At 72.9% G+C, this 22933-nt stretch carries 19 protein-coding genes and 2 pseudogenes; 11 read left to right on the top strand and 10 right to left on the bottom strand.

Features of this window, described 5'->3' with window-relative positions; translation table 11 throughout:
• The 4 genes and pseudogenes from ACFUJR_RS34165 to ACFUJR_RS34150 form a co-directional block, all read right to left on the bottom strand.
• Positions 1-401 (bottom strand): annotated as a pseudogene (locus ACFUJR_RS34165) (carbohydrate ABC transporter substrate-binding protein); the annotation flags it as partial.
• Between the two features lie 160 nt (positions 402-561).
• On the bottom strand, positions 562-1590 hold the full coding sequence (locus ACFUJR_RS34160) for a LacI family DNA-binding transcriptional regulator (protein WP_383172875.1): 1029 nt from the start codon (positions 1588-1590) through the stop codon (positions 562-564).
• Between the two features lie 106 nt (positions 1591-1696).
• Positions 1697-2683, bottom strand: coding sequence for a hypothetical protein (locus ACFUJR_RS34155; RefSeq protein WP_383172873.1), 987 nt, complete (start codon positions 2681-2683; stop codon positions 1697-1699).
• A 97-nt stretch (positions 2684-2780) separates the two neighbouring features.
• The gene (locus ACFUJR_RS34150) at positions 2781-4313 is read right to left on the bottom strand and encodes a M1 family metallopeptidase (protein WP_383451071.1); all 1533 of its coding nucleotides are present in this window, start codon (positions 4311-4313) and stop codon (positions 2781-2783) included.
• A 215-nt stretch (positions 4314-4528) separates the two neighbouring features.
• On the opposite strand from ACFUJR_RS34150, the gene ACFUJR_RS34145 reads away from it, so the two are divergent.
• The 3 genes and pseudogenes from ACFUJR_RS34145 to ACFUJR_RS34135 form a co-directional block, all read left to right on the top strand.
• Positions 4529-6529, top strand: a complete 2001-nt coding sequence (locus tag ACFUJR_RS34145) for a Xaa-Pro dipeptidyl-peptidase (RefSeq protein ID WP_383172869.1) — start codon at positions 4529-4531, stop codon at positions 6527-6529.
• Positions 6526-7845 carry a M14 family metallocarboxypeptidase gene (locus tag ACFUJR_RS34140; protein WP_383172867.1) on the top strand — a complete coding sequence of 440 codons (1320 nt, stop codon included), beginning with the start codon at positions 6526-6528 and terminating at the stop codon, positions 7843-7845. Before ACFUJR_RS34145 ends, ACFUJR_RS34140 begins: the two co-directional genes overlap by 4 nt.
• Positions 7846-7924: 79 nt before the next feature.
• Positions 7925-8224 (top strand): annotated as a pseudogene (locus tag ACFUJR_RS34135) (BCCT family transporter); the annotation flags it as partial.
• A gap of 124 nt (positions 8225-8348) precedes the next feature.
• On the opposite strand, the gene ACFUJR_RS34130 reads toward ACFUJR_RS34135, so the two are convergent.
• Complete coding sequence (locus tag ACFUJR_RS34130; protein WP_383172865.1) at positions 8349-9305, bottom strand: NAD(P)/FAD-dependent oxidoreductase; 957 nt, start codon at positions 9303-9305, stop codon at positions 8349-8351.
• Positions 9306-9377: 72 nt separating this feature from the next.
• On the opposite strand from ACFUJR_RS34130, the gene ACFUJR_RS34125 reads away from it, so the two are divergent.
• From ACFUJR_RS34125 to ACFUJR_RS34110, 4 genes are read left to right on the top strand one after another with little or no spacing between them, the layout of a single operon-like run.
• On the top strand, positions 9378-10436 hold the full coding sequence (locus ACFUJR_RS34125) for an oxidoreductase (RefSeq protein ID WP_383172863.1): 1059 nt from the start codon (positions 9378-9380) through the stop codon (positions 10434-10436).
• A gap of 25 nt (positions 10437-10461) precedes the next feature.
• Positions 10462-12099: an ABC-F family ATP-binding cassette domain-containing protein gene (locus ACFUJR_RS34120; RefSeq protein WP_383172862.1), complete on the top strand. Its 1638-nt coding sequence runs from the start codon at positions 10462-10464 to the stop codon at positions 12097-12099.
• A complete protein-coding gene (locus ACFUJR_RS34115; protein ID WP_383172860.1) occupies positions 12099-12827 on the top strand; it encodes a 2-phosphosulfolactate phosphatase in 729 nt (242 codons plus the stop codon). Before ACFUJR_RS34120 ends, ACFUJR_RS34115 begins: the two co-directional genes overlap by 1 nt.
• A complete protein-coding gene (locus ACFUJR_RS34110; RefSeq protein WP_383172858.1) occupies positions 12824-13231 on the top strand; it encodes a hypothetical protein in 408 nt (135 codons plus the stop codon). The genes ACFUJR_RS34115 and ACFUJR_RS34110 overlap by 4 nt, the downstream gene beginning before the upstream one ends.
• A gap of 140 nt (positions 13232-13371) precedes the next feature.
• Here the strand turns inward: ACFUJR_RS34110 and ACFUJR_RS34105 are convergent, their stop codons facing one another.
• Both ACFUJR_RS34105 and ACFUJR_RS34100 read right to left on the bottom strand, forming a co-directional pair.
• Positions 13372-15765, bottom strand: coding sequence for a Tex family protein (locus ACFUJR_RS34105; RefSeq protein WP_383172856.1), 2394 nt, complete (start codon positions 15763-15765; stop codon positions 13372-13374).
• A 93-nt stretch (positions 15766-15858) separates the two neighbouring features.
• Positions 15859-16722: a hypothetical protein gene (locus tag ACFUJR_RS34100; protein ID WP_383172854.1), complete on the bottom strand. Its 864-nt coding sequence runs from the start codon at positions 16720-16722 to the stop codon at positions 15859-15861.
• Between the two features lie 126 nt (positions 16723-16848).
• On the opposite strand from ACFUJR_RS34100, the gene ACFUJR_RS34095 reads away from it, so the two are divergent.
• Together ACFUJR_RS34095 and ACFUJR_RS34090 are read left to right on the top strand one after the other, a co-directional pair.
• On the top strand, positions 16849-17832 hold the full coding sequence (locus tag ACFUJR_RS34095) for a GlxA family transcriptional regulator (RefSeq protein WP_383172852.1): 984 nt from the start codon (positions 16849-16851) through the stop codon (positions 17830-17832).
• Between the two features lie 10 nt (positions 17833-17842).
• A complete protein-coding gene (locus ACFUJR_RS34090; protein WP_383172850.1) occupies positions 17843-18487 on the top strand; it encodes a DJ-1/PfpI family protein in 645 nt (214 codons plus the stop codon).
• Positions 18488-18516: 29 nt separating this feature from the next.
• Here ACFUJR_RS34090 and ACFUJR_RS34085 read toward each other — a convergent pair whose 3' ends face one another.
• On the bottom strand, positions 18517-19269 hold the full coding sequence (locus ACFUJR_RS34085) for an enoyl-CoA hydratase/isomerase family protein (protein ID WP_383172848.1): 753 nt from the start codon (positions 19267-19269) through the stop codon (positions 18517-18519).
• A gap of 65 nt (positions 19270-19334) precedes the next feature.
• Between ACFUJR_RS34085 and ACFUJR_RS34080 the strand changes: the two genes are divergently transcribed.
• Positions 19335-20024 carry an HdeD family acid-resistance protein gene (locus ACFUJR_RS34080; protein ID WP_383172846.1) on the top strand — a complete coding sequence of 230 codons (690 nt, stop codon included), beginning with the start codon at positions 19335-19337 and terminating at the stop codon, positions 20022-20024.
• A 130-nt stretch (positions 20025-20154) separates the two neighbouring features.
• Positions 20155-20679 carry an ATP-binding protein gene (locus tag ACFUJR_RS34075; protein ID WP_383172844.1) on the top strand — a complete coding sequence of 175 codons (525 nt, stop codon included), beginning with the start codon at positions 20155-20157 and terminating at the stop codon, positions 20677-20679.
• On the opposite strand, the gene idi is transcribed toward ACFUJR_RS34075, so the two are convergent.
• Together idi and ACFUJR_RS34065 are read right to left on the bottom strand one after the other, a co-directional pair.
• The gene (idi, locus tag ACFUJR_RS34070) at positions 20645-21253 is read right to left on the bottom strand and encodes an isopentenyl-diphosphate Delta-isomerase (RefSeq protein WP_383172842.1); all 609 of its coding nucleotides are present in this window, start codon (positions 21251-21253) and stop codon (positions 20645-20647) included. The genes ACFUJR_RS34075 and idi overlap by 35 nt on opposite strands.
• A gap of 142 nt (positions 21254-21395) precedes the next feature.
• Positions 21396-22676, bottom strand: coding sequence for a bifunctional class I SAM-dependent methyltransferase/N-acetyltransferase (locus ACFUJR_RS34065; protein WP_383172840.1), 1281 nt, complete (start codon positions 22674-22676; stop codon positions 21396-21398).
• Between the last annotated feature and the right edge of the window lie 257 nt (positions 22677-22933).

The following is a 22933-nucleotide window of genomic DNA, read 5'->3' as shown; positions in this document are numbered from 1 at the left end:
CCCTTGAGGGCGTCCGCGCCGTACTCCGTCAGGTCCTCGAACTTGTCCGACTGCTGCTGGGTGACGGAGGCGATCCGGCCGACCTCGATGCCCTGGACGTCGGCGAGCCCGCCCCCGCCGGCGAGCCGGGTCTGGAGCGACTTCCAGTAGTCCTGCTCGTCCTCGGTGTCGGACTGCTTGATCGTCACGTTGGGGTGCAGCTTCTCGTACGCGGCGTAGAGCCCGGCCTCCTTGTAGCCGAACGAGCCGAACAGGTCGACGGTGATCGTGACCTTTCCGCCCGCGCTGTCGGAGGAGCCGTCGGATCCCCCGGATCCGCAGGCGGCGAGCAGGGCCCCGGTGAGAACGACCGCGCCGATCCGTACGGCGGCGGTCGTTCTGGCGGCTCGGGCAGTTGGCATGGGAAGCCTCCGTCTTGAGAGCGCTCTCAGGAATGCGTCTGGAGCGTGCCTTCCGAGGTGGGTTCCCGTCAAGAGTCGAACGCGTAACAGCTCGGAGTACGCCCTGACCTGTCCGCGCGCTTCAGGAGCCGTAGGCGGCGGAACCCCGGTCGGGGGAGGGTCAGGCGGAGGCCCGGCGGACCAGCTCGGTCTCGGTGACCACCGGCTCCGCGACGCCCACGCCGTCAAGGGTCCGCATCAGCAGCCGTACCATCAACCGGCCCATACCCTCGATGTCCTGACGGACCGTCGTGAGTGGAGGATCGGTCGACCCGGCCACCGGGAGCACGTCGTCGAAGCCGACGAGCGCCACGTCCTGCGGGACCCGCCGGCCGTGCTCGCGCAGAACGCGCAGCGCGCCCGACGCCATCAGGTCGTTGGCGGCGAAGACGGCGTCCAGATCGGGGCGGTGGCGCAGCAGCTCGGCCATCGCGAGCGCCCCGCTCTCCTCCGTGAACGCCCCCTCGGCCACCAGATCCGCTGCGGCGTCCGGCAGCTCGTCCCGGTATCCGTCGAGCCGGTCGAGCGCGGAGGTCTGGTCGCGCGGCCCGGTGATGTGCGCGATGTTCCGGCGGCCGAGCGAGCGGAGATGACGCACGGCGGTGCGGGCGCCCCCGCGGTTGTCGCAGTCGACGTACGGGACGGGCGGCTCGCCCGCGGGTCCTTTCCAGCCGGGCCGTCCGCCGAAGACCGTGGGCACCTGCGCGCGCCGGATGATCTCCGGGAGCTGGTCGTCGTTGTGCAGCGAGAAGGCGAGCGCTCCGTCGACATGGCCGCCGCCGAGGTAGCGTGCGATCCGCTCGTGATCGCCCGGGCCCTCCACCCAGAGCAGGACCAACTGGGCGTCATGGGCGGTCAGTTCACGGCTGATGCCGCGTACCTGCTGCTCGAAGAAGGGGTCGGAGAAGATCCGGAACTCGGGCTCCGCGATGATCACGGCGACGGCGCCGTTGCGTCGGGTCACCAGGGTCCGTGCCGCGTGGTTGGGGACGTAACCGAGCTCCGCGACGGCCTCGCGCACCTTCTCCGCGAGCGCCTCCCGGACCCCGGCCCCGCCGTTGACGACTCGGGACACCGTCGCCCGGGACACCCCGGCGCGCGCGGCGACGGCTTCCAGGGTCGGGCGCGTCCCGGACGTCGTTTCGCTCAAGGCTGGCTCCCCACGGGCATGGTGGTACGACAGTGCTGACAGCGTCGAGGGTAACGCCTGGTCGGCCGGGCCAGGAGGAACGGAAGCGGCCCACCCGGGCACGCGCTCAGCGACCCGTGCGCAGGACGGTCACGCTCCGTAGCGCGCGGTGGCGGTGGTGGGCATCCGCGATGCCCGCGAGCGACGGGCGGCCGAGTTCCCGGTAGGCCACGGCGAGCAGCTCGTGCGCGTACGCCTCGTGCTCCGCGCGGCCGTACGAAGCCCAGTGCAGGTCGCGGCCCAGCGCCAGGGCCTCCGCCGGATCGCCGCCGTCCGCTCGCCGCAGGGCCTCGTCACGGGCCTCCCGGACCGCCGCGGGGTCGGCGAAGAGCTTCTCCACGGAGGTGCCGAAGCGGTACGCGTCGGCCGCGCCCAGCGGCGGACGGTCCAGCGCCGTCGCCCCGGAGACCAGGGCTCCCGCGCCGTCCATGGTCGTGATCCGGGCGGTGTCGACGGGCCGCCGCCGGAACACGTACGCCTCGGAGTAGGCGAGCCCCCGCTCCGTGCGCTCCCCGGTCTCGAAGCCGGTCAGCGCCGTCCGCAGGTGCCCGAGATCGTCGAGGCGCGCCTGCTCCTCCTCCTCCCCGTCGGCCGCGTAGTGCGCCAGGTCGCGCTCCGCCGCCTCGATCCGGGCCCGGACGGCCTCCAGCGGGGTGCGGTGCCACCGCTCGATCCCGTCGCCGTCGTTGGTGTAGTACGAGGCGACGCCGTCGCACACGCGCCCGTCGTCCGACCAGAGGCCGAAGTGCAGTCCGCCCGAGCCGCCGTGCAGGAAGGTGAGGAACTCCGGCGGATCGCGGTAGTACCGCCCGTGCACCCGGATGTCGAGTCCCTCCCGGGGGAGCGCCGACGGGTCCGCGAACAGGTCCGTCACACCGCACGGCGAGAACTCCAGGTCGCCCAGCGCGCGCCGCTCGACGGGGCCGAGTGCGGCGAGGAAGTCCGCGAACCGGAAGAAGGAGTCGGGCAGTTCGAGCCCCCACTCCGCCTCGACCCGCCGCGCGACGGCCTCCCGCACCGCCGGATCGCCGTACCGCTCCGCCTCCATCGCCACCGTCCGCTCCCGCCCCTCGCTCCGTACAGGCGACGAGCCTATCCAGGGCGGACGGGTGCGCCCCGCGCCGGGGGAGAAGTGGGGCGCACCCGCGCACTCAGTGCTCGTGGATCGTGTTCGTCTCCGCGATCTTCTTCCACGACTTCGGCCGCACCGGCTCAGCCGCAGGAGCAGCCGCGGAGGCAGCCGTGGGCCCCGCGGCGGCCGGCCGTGCCGAGGCCCCCGTAGCGCCCGCCGTCGAGGTGGCCGGCTTGACCGGCTGGTAGAGCCAGGTGTCGAAGAGCCCGGCCAAGGGCCTGCCCGAGACCCGCTCCGCGTACGAGACGAAGTCCGCGACCTTGGCGTTGCCGTACCGGAACTCCGTCGGCCAGCCCTTCAGAACGGCGAAGAAGTCGTCCTCGCCGATCTCGTTGCGCAGTGCCTGGAGCGCCAGCGCGCCCCGGTCGTACACGGCGATGTGGAACTGGTTGGCGGGCCCCGGGTCGCCCGGCTTGACGGTCCAGAACGGGTCATCGGCCGTCCGTGTCGCGTAGACGTGGTCCGCCAGCTCCTGTGCGGTGTCCTCACCCTCCTTCTCCGACCACAGCCACTGGCTGTAGCGGGCGAAGCCCTCGTTGATCCAGATGTCCTTCCAGCGGTCGACCGAGACGCTGTCGCCGTACCACTGGTGCGCCAGCTCGTGGACGACCACCGACACGTTCGCCCCGTTGGCGAACTGACGGGGGCTGTAGAAGGGCCGGGTCTGTGTCTCCAGGGCGTATCCGCTGGTCACGTTGGGGACATAGCCGCCGAGCGCGTTGAAGGGGTACGGCCCGAAGACCTCCTCCAGCCACTCCGTGACCTCGGCCGTGCGCTCGATCGACGCCCGCGCCGCGCCCGTGTTGTCGCCGAGGTCCTTGCTGTAGGCGTTGAGTACGGGGAGTCCGCTGGCCGTCGTGTCGGTGGTGATGTCGAACCTGCCCACCGCCAGCGTTGCCAGGTACGTCGCCTGCGGCTTGTTCGATCGCCAGTTGTAGCGCGTCCAGCCGAGCCGCGAGGACTGCGACTTCAGGACGCCGTTGCTGATCGCCTGCGTTCCGGCCGGCACCGCGACCGAGACGTCGAAGGTCGCCTTGTCCCGGGGGTGGTCGTTGGACGGGAACCACCAGGCGGCCGAGTCCGGCTCCTGGGCGGCCACACCGCCGTCGGGGGTGCGGTGCCAGGCGGTCCAGCCGCCGATCCTCACCTCGGAGGGCTTGCCCGCGTACCGCACGACGACCGAGACCGTCCGGTTCTTCTCCAGCGGGGTCGCCGGGGTGACCACCAGCTCCTGCTCGCCGCTCTTGGAGAACCGTGCCTTCCTGCCGTTCACCCGCACCTCGCCGACCTTCAGTCCGAGGTCGAGGTTGAAGCGGGAGAGGTTCTGCTTCGTGGTGGCGACGATCGTCGCCGTGCCCTGCAGGAGGTCGGTCGCGGGCTGATACGTCAGCCTCAGGTCGTAGTGGGAGACGTCGTAGCCGCCGTTGCCACTGGCCGGGTAGTAGGGATCGCCGATGCCCGACGCGCCGGGAACGTAGTCGGCGGCCGATGCCGGGATCGCCAGCAGGAGAGAGGCCGCGAGCGCGCTCGGAACGACAAGTCTGCGGTGCACGAGAGCTCCAAGTCGGTAAGGAGGCAGGGGTAAGGCGTCAGAAGGGTGTTCGGTCCTCAGCGACGCCATTCAGCCCCCGACGCCCCGTCGCGTCCAGAGGGCCTCCTTTCACACGATCGCCATTCGGCCGAAACGGACCCTCGCGTCGGAGGCGGCCCCTCCGGCCCCCGACGGCCCTCTTTTGCAAGGGAGTTGACGGGGGTACGTTCCGGCCCATGGCGATACGTGTGCGGAGAACCCGCGGAGCCCGTCTGTCGTACGGAACCCTGGCCGTGGCCGCCACGGCCGCCCTGATGTCCGCCCTCGTCTCCCCGGCCGGCGCCACGACCCAGGCGACAGCCTCAGGGGCACGGGAGTCCCGGCCGGTGTACTCCTACGGCGACGCCGTCCGGGAGTCCGTCTGGGTGGACACCGGGCTCGACGGCGACGGCGACGGCCGCAGCGACCGGGTCGCCGCCGACATCGTCCGCCCGCGGGAGACCGCGGCGACCGGCCGGAAGATCCCGGTCATCATGGACGCGAGCCCGTACTACGCCTGCTGCGGCCGGGGCAACGAGGGCCAGAAGAAGACCTACGACTCCGCCGGGAACCCCGTGCGGTTCCCGCTCTTCTACGACAACTACTTCGTGCCGCGCGGCTACGCCTTCGTCGCCGTCGACCTCGCCGGCACCAACCGCTCCGACGGCTGCGACGACGTCGGCGGCCGGTCCGACGTCCGGTCCGCGAAGGCGGTCGTCGACTGGCTGAACGGTCGCGCCCGCGGCTACACCACCCGTACCGGCTCCGAACGGGCCCGTGCCACGACCTGGACCACCGGCAAGGTCGGCATGATCGGCAAGAGCTGGGACGGCACCATCGCCAACGGCGTTGCCGCGACCGGCGTGGAGGGCCTGGAGACGATCGTCCCGATCGGCGCGATCTCCTCCTGGTACGACTACTTCCACTCGCAGGGCGCCCCGCTCTACGACGCCAGCCCCAGCTGGCTCTCCGGCTACGTCAACAGCCCCGAAGCGCGAGGGCGTTGCGGCGCGGTCCAGGACCGCATCACCGCCGCCGCCCCGTACAGCGGCGACTGGACCCGCGCCTGGAGCGAGCGCGACCACGTCCGGGACGCCGGGAAGGTACGGGCGAGCGTCTTCGTCGTGCACGGGCAGCAGGACCTCAACGTCCGCGCCAACCAGTTCGGTCAGTGGTGGGACGCCCTCGCCGCCCACGGTGTCGAGCGCAAGATCTGGCTCTCCCAGACCGGCCATGTCGACCCCTTCGACTTCCGGCGCGCCGACTGGGTCCGCACCCTGCACCGCTGGTTCGACCACTACCTCCTCGGCCACGACAACGGCATCGACCGCGAGCCGATGGCGGACATCGAGCGGGCGCCGGACCGCTGGACCACCGACCGTGTCTGGCCGCCGCGCGTCACCCAGCCCATCATCCTGCGCCCCGGCACCGGCCGGGCGCCCGGCGTGGGCACCCTCACCCGCACCCCCGCCACCCCCGGCGCCACGGAGACCTTCACCGACGACCCGACCCTGGGCGAGACCGAGTGGGCCGCGAGGATCGACGACTCCACCCCCGCCAAAGCCGGGTTCACCACCCGGCCGCTCACCGGCGACCTGCGGCTCTCCGGCTCCTCCACGGTGACCGTCACGGCCACCCCGACGACCGGGACCGCCCATCTGACCGCCGTTCTCGTCGATCTCGGCCCCGACACCATCAGGGACTACGCGGCGCCCGGCGAGGGCATCACGACCCTCGCCCGGAGGTCCTGCTGGGGTGCGAGCACCAGCGGCGACAGCGCCTGTTTCAAGGAGACCGAGGCACGCACGGCGGACGTGGACTTCACCGTCGTCAGCCGCGGCTGGGCCGACCTGGGCACGTGGGCCGATCCGCGCAGGGGCCGGCCGCTGACCCCCGGCACGGCGTACACGATCACGCTGAAGCTGGCGGCCACGGACCACGTCGTACCGGCCGGTCACCGGCTCGCCCTGATCGTCGGGGGCACCGACCGGGACCTCCTCGACCCCCCGTCCACCACGCCGACCCTCACGCTCGACCTCACGCGTACGTGGGCGAGACTGCCCCTCGTCGGCGGCGCCTCTGCCTTCGCGCGGGCGACGGCCGGTACCGTCGACGCACGCTCGGCGCAGGCCGGGCAGCCGCTCATCGGTGTCGGGCCCGCGCGGTCGGACATCCCTGTCCCGGGTGAGGCCCGATGACCCGCACACCGAGCCGCCGCTCCCGGCGCACGATCGTCCTCGTGGCGGGGGTCGCCGCCCTCGCCCTTCCGCTCGTCGCCGTGCCCGCCGAGGCGGCCGGCGGCGAGGCCCCGGCCCCGCCCCCGCGGACCGGCTTCGAGCTGAGCCAGGGGGCGCGGTGGACCACGGAACGCCAGGAGACCGACTTCCTCGCCGCCGTCGACCGGGGCAGCGACCGCGTCGCCGTACGGACCGTCGGGACGACGAGACAGGGGCGCCCGATCCGGGTCGCCACGGTCGGCATCCGCGGCCCGGGCGCGGCCCGCACCACCGTGCTTCTCGTCTGCTCCCAGCACGGTGACGAACCGTCGGGCCGCGAGGCCTGCCTCGCCACCCTGCGCGACCTGGCGTACGCGCGGGACGACGAGACCCTCCGCTTCCTCTCCCGTACGACCGTCCTCGTCGTCCCCACCGCCAACCCGGACGGGCGCGAGGCGGACACCCGGGGCAACGCCGACGGGGTCGACGTCAACCGCGACCACATCGCCCTGGAGACCTCCGAGGGCCGTGCGCTCGCCGCCCTCATCCGGGACCGGCGCCCCGAGCTGATCTACGACCTCCACGAGTACGACGGCACCTCGCCGTACTACGACAAGGACCTGCTCGCCCTCTGGCCGCGCAACCTCAACGCCGACGCCCATGTGCGCGACGAGGCACGCACCCTGTCGGAGTCCTACGTCCGGCCGGCGGCCGGGCTCGCCGGCTTCGGCAGCGGGATCTACGGCATCTGGACCGATCCCCTGACCGGGCAGCCGGTCAGGCAGGTGGCCGGTGACGGCCAGGAGCGCATCCTGCGCAACACGGCCGGCGTCAAGCACTCGGCCGGGTTGCTCGTCGAGACGCGGATCGAGGCCCTGACCGAGGCGGAGAAGGGTGACGTCGCCCGGAACCAGCGCCGCCGCGTCGCCACCCAACTCAGCGCGCTCAAGGGCGCCTTCGCCTATGTCGAGGAGCGGCGCGGCCGCCTCGGCGCGGCCACGGCGCTGGCTCGCCACACCGGTTTCGCCGACCGGGGCCCCGTGCTGCTCGGCGGCGCCGACAACGACCCGGCCGAGCCCGCGGAGATCCTCCAGGACCCGCCCTGCGGCTACCGTCTCGACGCCGCGCAGTACGCCGAGTTCGGCGACGAGCTGGCGCTGCACGGGGTCACGGTCCGCGGGGAGGGCGGCGGGGCGCTCGTACCCCTGCGCCAGTCGCAGCGGGCGCTGGTCCCGCTGCTCCTGGACGGCCGGGCCGCCTACCGGCTCACCACCGGGGTGCCGGTGGAGGTCTGTTGACCGGCCGGGTTGGTCCCTGAAGTGGCGCGTCACCTGTGGTACTGCCTTACGGAGCGAGTTGAGTTCGTTCCGTAATGCCGTGAAAGGTGCCACCTGTGTCGCAGGAAGCCACCGGGAGGGGCTGCCGGTGACGGCGGCCCTCCCGCGCCGCCCCGGTCACGAGCCCAGGGCCCGCACCGACCGGACCGTGTTCGGTGTCACCGCCGTCCTCACCATCGCCTTCGTGGTCTGGGGCGCCACCGCCACGGACAGCCTGGAGAGCGTCTCCAGCAAGCTCCTCGACGGCCTGATCCGTAACTGGGGATGGGCGTTCATGCTCGCCGCCTCCGGTTTCGTCGTCTTCGCGCTGTGGCTCGCCGTCAGCCGGTACGGGCGGATCACGCCCCAGCCCCATGCCCTGGCCCCTGCCCAGCCCCACGTCCTGGCCCAGGCCCTGGAAGCGGGCCCGCGTGGCCGGCTCCGGCTCGATCCCGGGATCGAGCCGGAGTCCCGCTCGCCGGCCGTCAGCCGACGGCCAGCTCCGCAGCCCGCAGCGCGCAGCCCCAGGCGACGGTCACCCCCGCACCTCCGTGGCCGTAGTTGTGGACGAGACGCCCGCCGCCCGCCAGCGGCTCCGCCGTGATCCGGACCCCGCCCGACCGCGCCGGCCGCAGCCCCACCCGGTGCCCGAGCACCCGGGCGTCCGCGATCTCGGGCCGCACGCGAGCGCACCGTGCCACGATCGCCGCCGCCGTCGCCGGGTCGGGACCCGGCCGCTCGTCGTCCTCCTGCGCGGTGCCGCCCAGGATCAGCCGCCCCGGCTGCGGGAAGAAGTACGTCGTCTCGGCCGACGCCGCGTCGGCCGCCGTGAACCACTCCTCGATCCCCGGGTTCTCCACCACTACCAACTGTCCCCGCACCGGCCGCATCCGGGCGTCGGGGACGAGTTCCCTGGCGGCCAGACCGGTGCAGTCCACGACCACCCGTGCCGCATGGGCCGCCTCGGTGAACCCCGTCGCCGTACGGCGCTCCGTGACCACGCCCGCCGCCTCCAACCGGCCGCACAGCCACGCCAGATGGACGGGCATGTCGATCAGCGGCAGCCGCGCCGCGAGACCTGTTCCGTACGGCCCCGGCACCTCGGCCGACGGCAACTGCCGCAGCCCCGAGACCTCCCGCGCCCAGTCGCCCAGGTCGCCGGTGACCATGTCCGCGTGGACGCCGGGTACGATCCGAACGCCCGTCTCCGCCGCGTCTCCCGCGAGCTTCTCGTACACCCGGAGCGACTCCAGGGACCAACCGGCCACCTCGTCGGCCGGCTCGATCCGGTACGGCCACCACAGCGCCCCCGCCACCGCGGAGGTCGTCCCGGTCACCGCGTCCCGCGACCACACCCGTACCCGAAGTCCACGCTCCGCCAGCGTCAGGGCGGTCGTCAGGCCGATGACACCGCCACCCACCACGATCACGTCGTCGCTCATGGGCGGACGCTACCCCGACCCGATCACCGCACAACCCCGCGCGATCGCCGCGCGAGGGGAATACTCGCGGCCATGTCCTCTGCCCGCTACGCGACCTTCGCCCTGGCACCCGCGGTTCGACCCGGCGGCATCGCCCCGGACGGCGCCGCCCGTGCCCACCGGACCTTTCTGGACTTCGTCGTCGACGGACGGCCGTTGCTCTTCCGCTTCGCCGACCTCGACGCCGTCTCGCCCCTGGCCACCGACGTCCCGCCCGAGCTCCTCTCCACCAGCGCCCGCGCCCTTCTCCTCGACGCCGACACCCCGCCGGCCGCCGGCCGCCACGTCATCTACGGCAGCCCGGACGGCGACGGACGGCCCGCCCGCGGCGCCGTCAGCGCCGTGATCGAGCGAGACGGTGACGACGTCGTCTGGCGCGACTTCGTCCGGCAGACCGGTGACTGCGCCGACCCGACCCGCCTCGACGCCGACGGGCACAAGGACGTCGGCCCGTACCGCTTCCGCGCCACCGAGTACCGCGCCGCACTCGAAGGCCTGCTGACCACCGCCGAGCCGGCCGCGACGGCCACCCCGGCACGCGGCCGCCGTGTCCTGCTCTTCGGCGCCCGCCCCGCCGTGCTGCAGGAACTCGCCTCCGCCCTCGGTTCCGTCGGCATCGCTACCGGCGTCGTCTCCGACACCAAGGACCTGACGGACGAGGAGCTGCGCGGCTACGGCGTCGTCACCTTCGGCCGCGCCGTGCCGGAGGCGTTCCGCCGCCAGGTCCTCGACGACCTGGCCCGCGCCGGCGCCGTCGACGTCGCCTCCTTCGAGGGCTTCGCCCCAGTCACCCCCGTTCTCGTCGCCCAGACCGTCGACGCCCTCGACCCGACCCCGCCCGAGCGCCGGCGCCTCACCGCCCTGTCGACGGCAGGAGCGGACGCCACGGTCGAGATCGCCTCCGCGGTCCGGGTCCAGCTCGTCGCCCACCGCCTCGACCCCCTCCACCGGAAGCACACGAAGGTCCTCTTCGACGGGGTGCTGGAGGCGGGCACCCATCGGATCCCGCTCGGCACCGAGGCGGAACAGGGGGAGACGTTCCTGGTGGCCCGCACCACCGGGGGTGAGCTGGTCGTCCCGGTCCTCCCCTGAGCGGTGGCATACGATTCATCTCCTGATGACTGCCACACTCGTCGCCAAGGACCTCGCCGCCGGCCACGGCGAACGCTCCCTCTTCGCCGGCCTCGACCTCGTCGTCGCCCCCGGCGACGTCATCGGCCTCGTCGGCGTCAACGGCGCCGGCAAGTCGACCCTGCTGCGGCTGCTCGCCGGACTCGACATCCCCGAGGACGGCGAGCTGAAGCTCTCGCCCCCTACCGCCACCGTCGGCCACCTCCCACAGGAGCCGGAGCGGCGCGAGGGGGAGACGATCCGGGACTTCCTGGCCCGCCGTACCGGCGTCGCGGCCGCGCAGACCGCCATGGACGAGGCCACCCAGGGCCTGGTCGACGGGACGCCCGGCGCCGACGACGCGTACGCCGTGAGCCTGGAGCGCTGGCTCGGCCTCGGCGGGGCGGACCTCGACGAGCGAGCCGAGGAGGTCGCCGACTCCCTCGGCCTGACCGTCGGCCTCGACCAGCCGATGACCTCGCTCTCCGGCGGCCAGGCCGCCCGCGCCGGTCTCGCCTCCCTCCTCCTGTCCCGGTACGACGTCTTCCTGCTCGACGAGCCCACCAACGACCTCGACCTCGACGGTCTGGAACGGCTCGAAGCCTTCGTCCAGGGGCTGCGTGCCGGCACGGTCGTGATCAGCCACGACCGGGAGTTCCTCACCCGCACCGTCACCAAGGTCCTCGAACTCGACCTCGCCCAGCAGCAGATCACGCTCTACGGCGGCGGCTACGCGGCCTACCTGGAGGAGCGGGACACCGCCCGCCGGCACGCCCGTGAGGAGTACGAGGAGTACGCCGACAAGAAGTCCGCCCTCGAAGGCCGCGCCCTGATGCAGCGGAACTGGATGGACAAGGGCGTACGCAACGCGCGGCGCAAGGCGACCGACAACGACAAGATCGGCCGGAAGCTCCGGGGCGAGTCGAGCGAGAAGCAGGCCGCGAAGGCCCGCCAGACGCAGCGGATGATCGAGCGGCTCGACGTCGTCGAGGAGCCCCGCAAGGAGTGGGAACTGCGGATGGAGATCGCCTCCGCCCCGCGCTCCGGCTCGGTCGTCGCGACCCTGCGCGAGGCCGAGGTCCGGCGCGGCGACTTCCGGTTCGGGCCCGCCACCCTCCAGATCGACTGGGCCGACCGGGTCGCGATCACCGGCGCGAACGGCGCGGGCAAGTCGACCCTGCTCGCCGCGCTCCTCGGCCGGCTGGCGCTCGACGCGGGCGACGCGGTGCTGGGCTCGGGCGTCGTGGTCGGCGAGGTCGACCAGGCCCGCAGGCTCTTCCACGGCTCCGAGTCGCTGCTCGACGCGTTCTGCGCGGCCGTCCCCGAGACCGAGCCCGCGGAGGTACGCACCCTGCTGGCGAAGTTCGGCCTCAAGGCCGACCACGTCCTGCGTCCCGCCACCACGCTCTCCCCGGGAGAGCGGACCCGGGCCGCGCTCGCCCTCCTCCAGGGCCGGGGCGTCAACCTCCTCGTCCTCGACGAGCCGACGAACCACCTGGACCTGGCGGCCATCGAGCAGCTGGAGTCCGCACTCGACTCCTACACCGGCACGCTCCTCCTGGTGACCCACGACCGGCGCATGCTGGACGCGGTCCGCACCACCCGGCGCGTCGAGGTCGCGGCCGGCAAGGTGACCGAACTCTGATGGGGGTGGCCTTCGGCTGGGGCCCCACGGAGGCCGCGGTCCTCGCCCGCGACGCCGCGTGCCTGGTCGTCGTCGACGTTCTCTCGTTCACGACCTCGGTCGGCGTGGCGGTGGAGTCCGGCACATCCGTCTTCCCGTACCGCTGGAAGGACGAGAAGGCGGTGGCGTACGCGGCCGGGCTCGACGCGGCGCTGGCCGTCGGCCGGAGCGAGGCGTCGCCCCAGACGCCGTGGACCCTCTCCCCGGCAGCCCTGCGGGCGGCTCCGCCCACCCCTCGCCTGGTCCTGCCGTCCCCGAACGGCTCCACGATCTCCGCGCAGGCGGGAGAGGCGACCGTGGTCGCCGCGTCGTTCCGCAACCGCACGGCCGTCGCCCACTGGCTCGCCCGGCGCGGCTACGGCTCCGAGTCCCTCCCCCTCGCCGTCGTCGCCTCGGGCGAACGGTGGCCCGACGGCTCCCTGCGCCCGGCCCTGGAGGACCTCCTCGGCGCGGGCGGAGTGCTGTCGGCGCTGTGCGCGCTCGGTTCGTACGCCCTCTCGCCGGAGGCGCGTGCGGCGGCGACGCTGTGGGAGGCGACGGACGATCCCGTGGCGGAGCTGCACCGCTGCGATTCCGGGCGTGAACTGTACGAGTACGGCTATCCGCAGGACGTCGCGGTGGCCGCCGAGGCCGACACCTCGGAGACGGTCCCCGTCCTGAGGGACGGCGCATTCCAGGAGACACCATGACCGACCTGCTGACCCGGCTCACCGAGATGCTGGACGACCTCGACTCCGACGTCGACGAGACGATCGATCTCGCGGACGAGATCGCCGCCTCGGGCGACGCGGCGATGCTTCCCCGCCTCCAGGCCGAACTGGACCGCGCCCTCGTCGAGCGCAACGCCTACGCCCGCGAGCTCCTCGGCGGCGTCCTCGCCGCGATCGGTGGCCCGGACGCGCTCCCGGCGCTGCTGCGGGCCTCCTCCATCGACCTCGGCGACGACCAGGACTCCCTGGCGGCGGAGATCGTCGACCTGGTCCAGGCCGACCCGCAGCGCTCCCGGGCCCTGCTCCAGCCCCTGACGGAGGACGACGACCTGACGGTCGCCCACCGCGCGGAATGGGCCCTCCGCTTCCTTCCGAACAGCTGACGACACAGCGAACGGCTGCGACAGAGCGAACGGCTGCGGACACAGCGAACGGCTGCCGACACAGCGCCGCGGGCAACCCACTCAGCGGTACGGCCGGGGGAGAGGAACGGGCCCGGCCGTGAGGCCGGGCCCGCATCGCGTCAGCGGCCGCGCCGCTTCCCGCCGCTTCCGCCCTCGTTCAGCAGGCCCGCCTTGCGCAGGGCGTCGGCCATCGCGCTGTTCGCGGGTGCCTGGGCCGAGCCGCCCTGGGGCTGGGACTGGCCGCGGCGCTGCTGCGGCGGGCGGCCGCCACGGTCGCCGCGCCCGCCCCGCTCACCGCGCTCCCGCTTCGGCGCGCTCCCGCCGCCGGCCTCCGCCGTCGCCTCGTCGTCCAGCCGCAGCGTGAGCGAGATCCGCTTGCGCGGGATGTCGACGTCCAGGACCTTCACCCGGACCACGTCACCCGGCTTCACCACGTCCCGCGGGTCCTTGACGAAGGTCTTCGACATCGCCGACACATGCACGAGCCCGTCCTGATGCACGCCGATGTCCACGAACGCCCCGAACGCCGCCACGTTCGTGACCACGCCCTCCAGGACCATCCCCGACACCAGGTCGCCGATCTTCTCGACGCCCTCCTTGAAGGTCGCCGTCCTGAACGCCGGCCGCGGGTCCCGCCCCGGCTTCTCCAGCTCGCGCAGGATGTCGGTGACCGTCGGCAGACCGAAGGTCTCGTCGACGAACTCGTCCGCCCGCAGGGACCGCAGCACGCCCGTGTTGCCGATCAGCGACGCGACCTCGCCGCCCGTGGTCTTCACCATCCGCCGCACCACCGGGTACGCCTCCGGGTGCACCGAGGACGCGTCCAGCGGGTCGTCCCCGCCCCGGATCCGCAGGAAGCCCGCACACTGCTCGTACGCCTTCGGTCCGAGCCGCGCCACGTCCTTCAGCGCCTTCCGCGACCGGAAGGGCCCGTTGGCGTCCCGGTGCGCCACGATGTTCTCGGCGAGGCCCGCGCCGATGCCGGAGACCCGCGAAAGCAGCGGCGCGGACGCGGTGTTGACGTCGACGCCGACACCGTTCACACAGTCCTCGACGACCGCGTCCAGCGAGCGCGAGAGCTTCACCTCGGACAGGTCGTGCTGGTACTGCCCGACGCCGATCGACTTCGGGTCGATCTTCACCAGCTCGGCCAGCGGGTCCTGGAGCCGCCGCGCGATGGAGACCGCGCCGCGCAACGAGACGTCCAGCCCCGGCAGTTCCTGCGAGGCGAAGGCCGACGCGGAGTACACCGAGGCGCCCGCCTCGGAGACCATGACCTTGGTGAGATTCAACTCCGGGTGCTTGGCGATGAGTTCACCGGCCAGCTTGTCCGTCTCGCGGGAGGCCGTGCCGTTGCCGATGGCGACCAGCTCGACCGCGTGCTGCTTCGCGAGCCGCGCCAGCTTCGCCAGCGACTCGTCCCACTTGTTCGCCGGGACGTGCGGGTAGATCGTCTCGGTCGCCACGACCTTGCCCGTGGCGTCGACCACGGCGACCTTCACACCCGTACGGAAACCGGGGTCGAGGCCCAGGGTCGCCCGCGTCCCGGCCGGGGCGGCGAGCAGCAGGTCGCGCAGGTTCGCCGCGAACACCCGTACCGCCTCGTCCTCCGCCGCCGTCCGCAGCCGCAGCCGCAGGTCGATCCCGAGGTGGACGAGGATCCGGGTCCGCCAGGCCCAACGGACCGTGTCGAGCAGCCACTTGTCGCCCGGACGACCCCGCTCGGCCACGCCGAAGCGGGAGGCGACGAGGGACTCGTACGAGGACGGTCCGGGCGCCTCGGAGGGCTCCTCCGGCTCCAGCTCCAGGGAGAGGACGTCCTCCTTCTCGCCGCGCAGCATCGCGAGGATCCGGTGCGAGGGCAGCGCCGTGAACGGCTCGGCGAAGTCGAAGTAGTCGGCGAACTTCGCCCCCGCCTCCTCCTTGCCGTCCCGGACCCTGGCCGCGAGCCGGCCCCGGCCCCACATCCGCTCACGCAGCTCGCCGATCAGGTCGGCGTCCTCGGAGAACTTCTCCGTGAGGATGGCGCGGGCGCCCTCCAGCGCGGCAGCGGGGTCGGCGACACCCTTGTCGGCGTCCACGAAGGCCGCCGCGGCGGCGGAGGGGTCCACGGAGGGGTCCGCGAGGAGCCCCTCCGCCAGCGGTTCGAGACCGGCCTCCCGGGCGATCTGCGCCTTGGTGCGGCGCTTGGGCTTGAAGGGCAGGTAGATGTCCTCCAGCCGGGCCTTGGTGTCGGCGGCCCGGAGCTGGGCCTCCACCTCGGCCGTCAGCTTGCCCTGCTCCCGGACGGAGTCGAGGATGGCGGTCCGCCGGTCCTCCAGCTCCCGCAGATAGCGCAGCCGCTCCTCGAGCGTGCGTAGCTGGGCGTCGTCGAGCATCTCGGTCGCTTCCTTGCGGTAGCGCGCGATGAACGGCACGGTCGAGCCGCCGTCGAGCAGCTCGACGGCCGCCCTCACCTGTCGCTCACGTACGCCGAGTTCCTCGGCGATCCTGCCTTCGATGGACGTCGTCACGGTGTCCCGACTCGCCTTCTCGTGCCTCAAGCTTGCGACTGCATTCTGCCGCGTCCCCTCCCGGAACCCCGCACGCGCCCCGGTCCGGCCGTGTCAGCCCTTGTCGGCGAGGTCCGCGGGGAAGGCGCCCGCGAGGAGCGCGGCGTCACGGAAGGCCCTGCCCAGCTCCGTGAGGCGTTGCACCCCGGCCGTGCCCAGGTGTTCGTACGGGGCCGAGTCCAGGCGGTCCGTGTCGTCCTCGACCGCGTCGCGCAGGGCCGCCCCCTCCAGGGTGAGCTCGCCGTCCGCGTCAAGGAGGCCGCGCTCCCGCAGGCGCGCCGCAGCCGCGTCCCAGTCGGTGCGCCGCCAGCCGCGGGCGCCCAGGGCCCAGCGCGGGTTCATGCCCGTGCCGGTGGCGGTGTGGCTGACCATCGCCTCCAGCGGGTCGAGGCCCGCGTTCAGCAGGGCTGCCAGGTGGCCGTCGCCCCGGTGCTCGCGCAGGAGCGTCGCGGCGTGCCAGTAGCGCAGGTGCGGCTGCTCCGGGACGGGGAGGTCGGCATGGGCCGAGTAGAGCGGCCGGGCGTGCCGGCTGCAGGCCTCGGTGGCGCGCAGGGCGAGCTCGGCGGCCTCCGCCATCTCGGCCGACGCGACGGCGTCCGCGCCGAGGAGACGGCGCATCGTGGTGTCCACGGCGCGCAGCCGGGCGGCCACCACCTCCGCGGGGGAGGCGATGTCCCAGACGGCGGGCAGGTGCCGGGCCAGCATCTCGACGTTGTAGTTGGAGAAGGCCGCGGCGACCGTTCCCGCGCCGACGGCCCCCATCGCGGCGCTGCGCGAGGCGAGCCGCATGGCCGTCAGGTCGTCGAAGCCGAGGGCACGGAACTCGGTGTCCAGATCGGGTGAGAAGTACACGGTGGAGTGCATCGGGTTGAGCATGTGGTGGCAGCGGCGGCCCGCGCGGGGCGGCAGAGAGGTCATGGGACGGAACGTTACCGACTGGTCGGTACGACCGGAAGGGTGGACTCCGCCCTGCGGAGACCGATGGCAGGAAAGGTGGGGTCTTCGTCATTGCGGACATCGGGCGCGCCGCCAAGGATGGAACGCATGACGAAGCGACCCGTGCTCGTCGTCCTCTTCGACGACGTGCAGAGCCTGGATGTCACCGGACCGGTGGAGGTGTTCGCCGGAGCCACTCGCGCCGCGGGCGGCGACAGCGCCTACCCGATCGTGACGGCCTCGCTCGACGGTGGCCCGGTCCGCACCCAGAGCGGTCTGCGCGTGCTCCCGGACACGACGCTCGCCGCCGCGGAGCGCCCCCACACCCTGCTCGTACCCGGGGGTGAGGGCACCCGGAATCCGGACCCGCTGCTGATCGACTGGCTGCGCGCCGACGCCCCGCGTGCCGAGCGCCTGGTCTCGGTCTGCACCGGCGCCCTGCTGCTCGCCGAGGCCGGGCTCCTCGACGGCCGCCGGGCCACCACCCACTGGTCCGTGTGCGATCACCTCGCCCGCTGCTACCCCGAGGTCGAGGTGGAGCCGGAGCCCATCTTCGTCCGCGACGGCAGCCTCGCCACCTCCGCGGGCGTCACCGCCGGCATCGACCTCGCACTCGCGCTCGTGGAGGAGGACCTGGGCCGGGACATCGCGCTGACCGTCGCACGCCATCTGGTCGTCTTCCTGCGCCGACCGGGCAACCAGGCGCAGTTCAGCGCCCAGCTCGCCGCCCAGACAGCGCAGCGCGCGCCCCTGCGGGACCTGCAGCAGTGGATCACCGAGCATCCCGCGGGAGACCTCTCCGTCGAGGCGCTCGCCGCCCGCGCCCGGCTGTCGCCGCGCCACTTCGCCCGCGCGTTCCACGCGGAGACCGGGACGACCCCGGGCCGGTACGTCGACCAGGTCCGGCTCGAACACGCGCGCAGGCTCCTGGAGGAGACGGCCGACGGCGTCCAGCAGGTGTCCCGGGCCGCCGGCTACGGCACCGCCGAAGCCATGCGCCGGGCCTTCGTCAAAACCATGGGCACCACCCCGGCGGAGTACCGCCGCCGCTTCCACGCACCCGTACCGAAGGCACCACAGACCACCCGCTGAAGGGAACACCATGCAGATCGCCGTGCTGCTCTACGACCGCTTCACCACGCTCGACGCCGTCGGCCCCTACGAGCTGCTCGCCCGCATCCCCGGGGCCGAGACCGTCTTCGTCGCCAAGGAGGCCGGACCGGTCCGCAACGACCAGGGAAGCCTCGCGCTCGTCGCCGACAAGACCCTCGCGGACGTGCCGAACCCGGACATCGTCCTGGTCCCGGGCGGCCCCGACTCCCGTACGACGATGAACGACCCGGAGATCCTCGACTGGCTCCGTACCGCCGACGCCACCAGCACCTGGACCACCTCGGTCTGCACCGGTTCCCTGATCCTGGGCGCCGCGGGTCTGCTCGACGGCCGCCGCGCCACCACCCACTGGCTCGCCCTCGACGAGCTCCGGGCGCTCGGCGTCGAGCCCACCGGCGAGCGGGTCGTCCTCGACGGCAAGTACGTCACCGCGGCCGGCGTCTCTTCCGGTATCGACATGGCCCTGCACCTCATCGGCAGGATCGCGGGCGACGCGACGGCGCAGGCCATTCAGCTGCTGACCGAGTACGACCCGCAGCCGCCGTACGACGCGGGCTCCCCGGAGAAGGCCCCGGCCGAGATCGTCGCCCGCTGGCGCGGCACGGCCACGGAGGACCTCCCCCAGGGCCGCTGAGAACCACGCTCACCCCGGAGGACGAAGCCTCAGACCTGGTACGTGAAGCGGGGCGCGCGGCGCTCCAGGAATGCGGCGACACCCTCGGCGGTGTCGCCGCTGTCACGTGCCTGCTCCGCCCAGTGCGCGTCCCGGTCGGTACGCCCGTCCGCGAACTCCTTCGCGGCCGCCTGGGTCAGCAGGGAGCGCGTGACCAGCACCCTGGTGAACTCGGCCACCCGCTTGTCCAGCTCGCCCGCCGGGAGCACCTCGTCCACCAGGCCGGTGCGCAGCGCCCGCTCCGCGTCGACCAACTCTCCGGAGAAGAGGAGGTACTTGGCGGCCGACGGACCCACCAGCGCGGCGAGCCGACGGGTCGACGAGGAGGGGTAGACGATGCCGAGCTTCGACGGGGTGACCCCGAACCGCGCGCCCTCCTCCGCGAACCTCAGATCGCAGGCCGCGGCGAGCTGGCTGCCGCCGCCGACGCAGTAGCCGCGGACGGCGGCGAGCGTCGGCTTGGGGAAGGCGGCGAGCGCCTCCTCGGCGCGCACCGCGAGCGACTGCTGCTCGTCGCCCGGTTCCCGCAGCGTGGAGATGTCCGCGCCGGCGCAGAAGGTCGCGCCGTCGCCCGTGAGCACCAGAGCACGGACCGCGGGGTCGGCGGCGAGCGGCGCGAGCAGCTCGGGCAGGGACCGCCACATCGCGGCCGTCATCGCGTTGCGCTTGGCCGGGTTCGAGATGACGACGGTGGCTACCTCGTCGGCGACGACGACCTTCACTCGCGGTTCGGTGGGCTCCATGCGCCGGATGCTATCCGGGCACCCCGACCGTACGATCGACGAGGGGGTCCGAGGGGGAGACGTACATGGCCCGGGACTCCCAGCACGGTTCCCACGAAGCGTCCGACACGGCGCGCGAGGCCAGGCGGCTCAGTCGTAGTCTCGGCTGGCTCGTCTTCCTCGGAGTCCTGCTCGTCGTCGCCGGGATCGTCGGTCTCGTCTACACCGGTCTCGCGACCCTCACCTCGATGCTGCTCTTCGGCTGGCTGCTGCTCATCGGCGGAGCCGTGGGGCTGCTGCACGCCATCGAGTCGCGCGGCACCAGCTACTTCTGGCTGGCCGTCGTCGTGGCCGCGCTCAACATCGCGGCCGGTGTCGTCGTCATCCGGCATCCGGAGGGGAGCGCCGAGGCGCTGACCATGTTCGCCGCGCTGCTCTTCCTGACCGGCGGGGTCTTCCGGCTCGTGGGCAGTGTGGTGGTGCGCGGACCGCAGTTCGGCTGGACCCTCCTCCAGGGAGCCTTCGGGCTCCTCCTCGGTCTGCTGGTCCTCTTCGACTGGCCGGACAGCAGCCGCTACGTCCTCGGGGTCTTCTTCTCCCTGGCCCTGCTCTTCGACGGTCTCGGTCTGATCGCCATCGGTGTCGGGGGCCGACGGATCGTCAGTATGGTGGCACCACCGGCCGGTGCGCCGGAGACTCCGCAGGCCACACCGCCGGAGGGTGCGCAGGACCCTCCGAAGAAGTCAGAAGAAGGTCAGGAGCAGTCGAACAACTGACGTTGGCATACTCACCCGATCAGAATGCGGTCGATAAGTGTCGACTTCTGGTCAGTAGCCCGGTCCGGACCTGCGCATTACCAAGACTCGACTCGTGGCGACAATCGAGCACGAGGGTGGGAGCCGGACTATGGAGAGCCGCGGGAGCGTCCCCGCACGGCCACCGTCCTACGAAGGGGTCTGGCGCTTCACCGCTCCCGCGGTCGACGTCTCCGTTCCGCAGGCCCGGCACGCCGTACGCGACCTGCTGATCCGTCAGGGTGTACCGGTCCACGAGGACACGGTCCAGGGCCTGCTCCTGATCGTCTCGGAGCTGGTCACCAACGCCGTCAAGCACGCGGCGCTGCTCTCCCCGGAAGTGGCGGTGGAGGTGGCGATCGGCGCGGAGTGGATCCGGGTGTCCGTCGAGGACAACCATCCGTACCGCCCCAAGGCGCTGGAGGCCGACGACGGGCAGACCGGCGGCCGCGGGCTGCTCCTGGTCCGGGAGACCGCCCTGGAGGCCGGCGGGGCCTGCGACGTGGAGCACACCGCGAGCGGCGGAAAGATCATCTGGGCCGCCCTGCCCCTGATCCCGAGGCTTCCGGCGCCGGGGCCGGCACCGGAAGCACTGCCCGGGATCACCAGCCCCCGGCCGGACCCGTCAACTCCCTGACCGCCGGGCGCGCCGCGTCGAGCACGGTCATGAACCACGCGGAGAACGGGGCGGTCGCGTGCCGCTCCGCCAGCTCCTCCGCGGTGACGAAGGCGGTGTCCTCGATCTCCTCCGGGTCGGGCCGCAGCTCGGCCTGGACCATGCCGACGAAGAGGTGGTTGTACTCCTGCTCCACCAGGCCCGACGCCGGGTCCGGGTGGTTGTAGCGGACGGTGCCCGCCTCGGCGAGCAGCGAGGGCGAGATGCCCAGCTCCTCGTACGTGCGCCGGGCCGCGGCCGCGAACGGTGCCTCGCCCGGGTACGGGTGGCCGCAGCAGGTGTTCGACCAGACGCCGGGGGAGTGGTACTTGCCGAGCGCGCGCCGCTGCAGCAGCAGCCGGCCCGACTCGTCGAAGAGGAAGACGGAGAACGCCCGGTGCAGCTGCCCCGGCGCCTGGTGGGCGGCGAGCTTCTCCGCCGTACCGATGGTGATGCCGTTCTCGTCGACCAGTTCAAGCATGATCGACGCCTGGGCTGCGGTTGGCTGGACGCCGTTCGACGAGGTGTGAGCCACGCTGGCTGATGTGGTCGGCATAACCGTCCTTCGCTTCGGTCTCGGCCCGGTGGGGCTCCCTCAGTCTGCCGCACAAGGACCACTTGTCCGTACTTGGGCGGCCGGACATGGCCCGCTCCCACCGCACCGGAGTACATCCGGTACGGCGGGAGCGGGCGGCGCGTCAGACGCCGAAGGCCGCCGGATAGCGGAGCGTGCCCGCAGGGACGGGGCCGGAACCGGCCAGGACGAGCGCCATCATCGCCTCGTCCGGAACCTCGAAGGACGGCTTGATTCCATACGCGGACGCCCGTTCGAAGCCGAACCTGGGGTAGTACTCCGGGTGCCCGAGGACGAGTACGAGCCGCTCCCCGCGCAGCCGCGCCGCGTCGAGGACGGCCCGGACGACGGCCTCGCCGGCCCCCTGCCGCTGGTACGCGGGTGCGACGGCGACCGGCGCGAGCGCCGCCGCCGGCACACCGCCGACATGGCACCGGGTGATCAGCGCGTGCGCCGCGACCGAGCCGTCCCGGGCCTCGGCCACGAACGACAGACCGGGCAGCCAGGCCCCGGCGTCCTCACGGAGGGCGTCGACCAGATCGGCCTCCGCCCTCGTCCCGAAGGCCGTCGCGTTGACGTCCCACACGGCGCGGACGTCGGCCGCGGTCTCCGGCCGTGTCCGCCACCGGGTGTCGGCCGGCCGCAGGACGTAGCCGGTGTAGCCGTACTCGCCGCCGTGGTCACGGCGCATGGCGAGTTCCGCCCGGGTCGCGGCGAGCGCCTCGGCCATCCCGGGGACGGACGGGTCGGCCGCGTCGGCCCGCTCGGAGAGCGGCCCGTAGTACTCGTCCCAGTCGCTCTCGGGCTGAGGGACGACGCCGAGGACGTGATAGCCGGCCTCGACGGCCGCGGCGGTGTTCGCCCGCCCGGTACGGAGCGTGTAGTGCTCGTCCCAGAAGGCGCGGGCCTCGCGGCTCGGCTCGTCCGCCGTCCACTCGCACTCGGTCAGCACGAGCGTGCCGCCGACGGGGCTCCCCCCACGCTCCCTGGACGCCGGGGGAGCGAGCAGTCGGCGCCAGGAGCGCAGGGCGGTGTCGAAGCCGAGCGCGTAGGCCGAGCTCTCGGCCCAGACGAGATCGAAGGATCCGTCGGGGAACGGCAGCTCGCCCATGTCGGCGTTGAGCGTGCGGACACGGTCGCCGAGCCCACGGGCCTCGGCGGCCTGCCGCAGCTCGTCGAGGAACGGCTGGTGCAGATCGACCGCCGTCACCTCGGCCCCGGCCTCGGCGGCCAGGAGCAGGGCGGAGCGGCCGGGTCCGCAGCCCAGATCGAGCACCCGCGGCCGCTCGGGGAGCGGACCCGAGAGCGCCGGCAGTCGGCGAGTGGTGGTGTCGGAGCCCGGACCCTGCCGCGGAAGACCGTGGTGCAGGGTGAAGAAGGCGGTGTACAGAGCGTTGTCGGACAACGTGGGAAACCCTTGTGTGTGAGGGCCCCGGCCGACGTGGAACGTCAGGTCAGCCGGAAACCCGGAAGCTGAGGAAGGACCGGGCGCTGCCGCACTGGGCAGCCTCCATCGCGGCGGTCATCAACCTCAGCTCCTCTCCACACCTCATGTCTGTCCGAGCAGGCTAGTGCCGCATCAGGCAACGTTCGCCCCGTCGTGACGTGCCGCCCGGTCGCTGTTCCGGGCGGCACCGGACGGCCAGAATGATCACGTGGCTG

Origin of the sequence: Streptomyces sp. NPDC057271, assembly GCF_042668715.1 — a bacterium.
Lineage (GTDB): Bacteria > Actinomycetota > Actinomycetes > Streptomycetales > Streptomycetaceae > Streptomyces.
The sequence above is the reverse complement of the archived record's forward strand: the minus strand, read 5'-3'. Positions and strand labels throughout refer to the sequence as shown.

Bases quoted from the DNA above. Each gene is read 5' to 3' on its own strand.
- ACFUJR_RS34085 (WP_383172848.1), bottom strand. From the start codon at position 19,269: ATGGAGCCCACCGAACCGCGAGTGAAGGTCGTCGTCGCCGACGAGGTA.
- ACFUJR_RS34090 (WP_383172850.1), top strand. From the start codon at position 17,843: ATGCAGATCGCCGTGCTGCTCTACGACCGCTTCACCACGCTCGACGCC.
- ACFUJR_RS34110 (WP_383172858.1), top strand. From the start codon at position 12,824: ATGACCGACCTGCTGACCCGGCTCACCGAGATGCTGGACGACCTCGAC.
- ACFUJR_RS34075 (WP_383172844.1), top strand. From the start codon at position 20,155: ATGGAGAGCCGCGGGAGCGTCCCCGCACGGCCACCGTCCTACGAAGGG.
- ACFUJR_RS34145 (WP_383172869.1), top strand. From the start codon at position 4,529: ATGGCGATACGTGTGCGGAGAACCCGCGGAGCCCGTCTGTCGTACGGA.
- ACFUJR_RS34130 (WP_383172865.1), bottom strand. From the start codon at position 9,305: ATGAGCGACGACGTGATCGTGGTGGGTGGCGGTGTCATCGGCCTGACG.
- ACFUJR_RS34115 (WP_383172860.1), top strand. From the start codon at position 12,099: ATGGGGGTGGCCTTCGGCTGGGGCCCCACGGAGGCCGCGGTCCTCGCC.
- idi (WP_383172842.1), bottom strand. From the start codon at position 21,253: ATGCCGACCACATCAGCCAGCGTGGCTCACACCTCGTCGAACGGCGTC.
- ACFUJR_RS34120 (WP_383172862.1), top strand. From the start codon at position 10,462: ATGACTGCCACACTCGTCGCCAAGGACCTCGCCGCCGGCCACGGCGAA.
- ACFUJR_RS34140 (WP_383172867.1), top strand. From the start codon at position 6,526: ATGACCCGCACACCGAGCCGCCGCTCCCGGCGCACGATCGTCCTCGTG.
- ACFUJR_RS34080 (WP_383172846.1), top strand. From the start codon at position 19,335: ATGGCCCGGGACTCCCAGCACGGTTCCCACGAAGCGTCCGACACGGCG.
- ACFUJR_RS34100 (WP_383172854.1), bottom strand. From the start codon at position 16,722: ATGACCTCTCTGCCGCCCCGCGCGGGCCGCCGCTGCCACCACATGCTC.
- ACFUJR_RS34095 (WP_383172852.1), top strand. From the start codon at position 16,849: ATGACGAAGCGACCCGTGCTCGTCGTCCTCTTCGACGACGTGCAGAGC.
- ACFUJR_RS34125 (WP_383172863.1), top strand. From the start codon at position 9,378: ATGTCCTCTGCCCGCTACGCGACCTTCGCCCTGGCACCCGCGGTTCGA.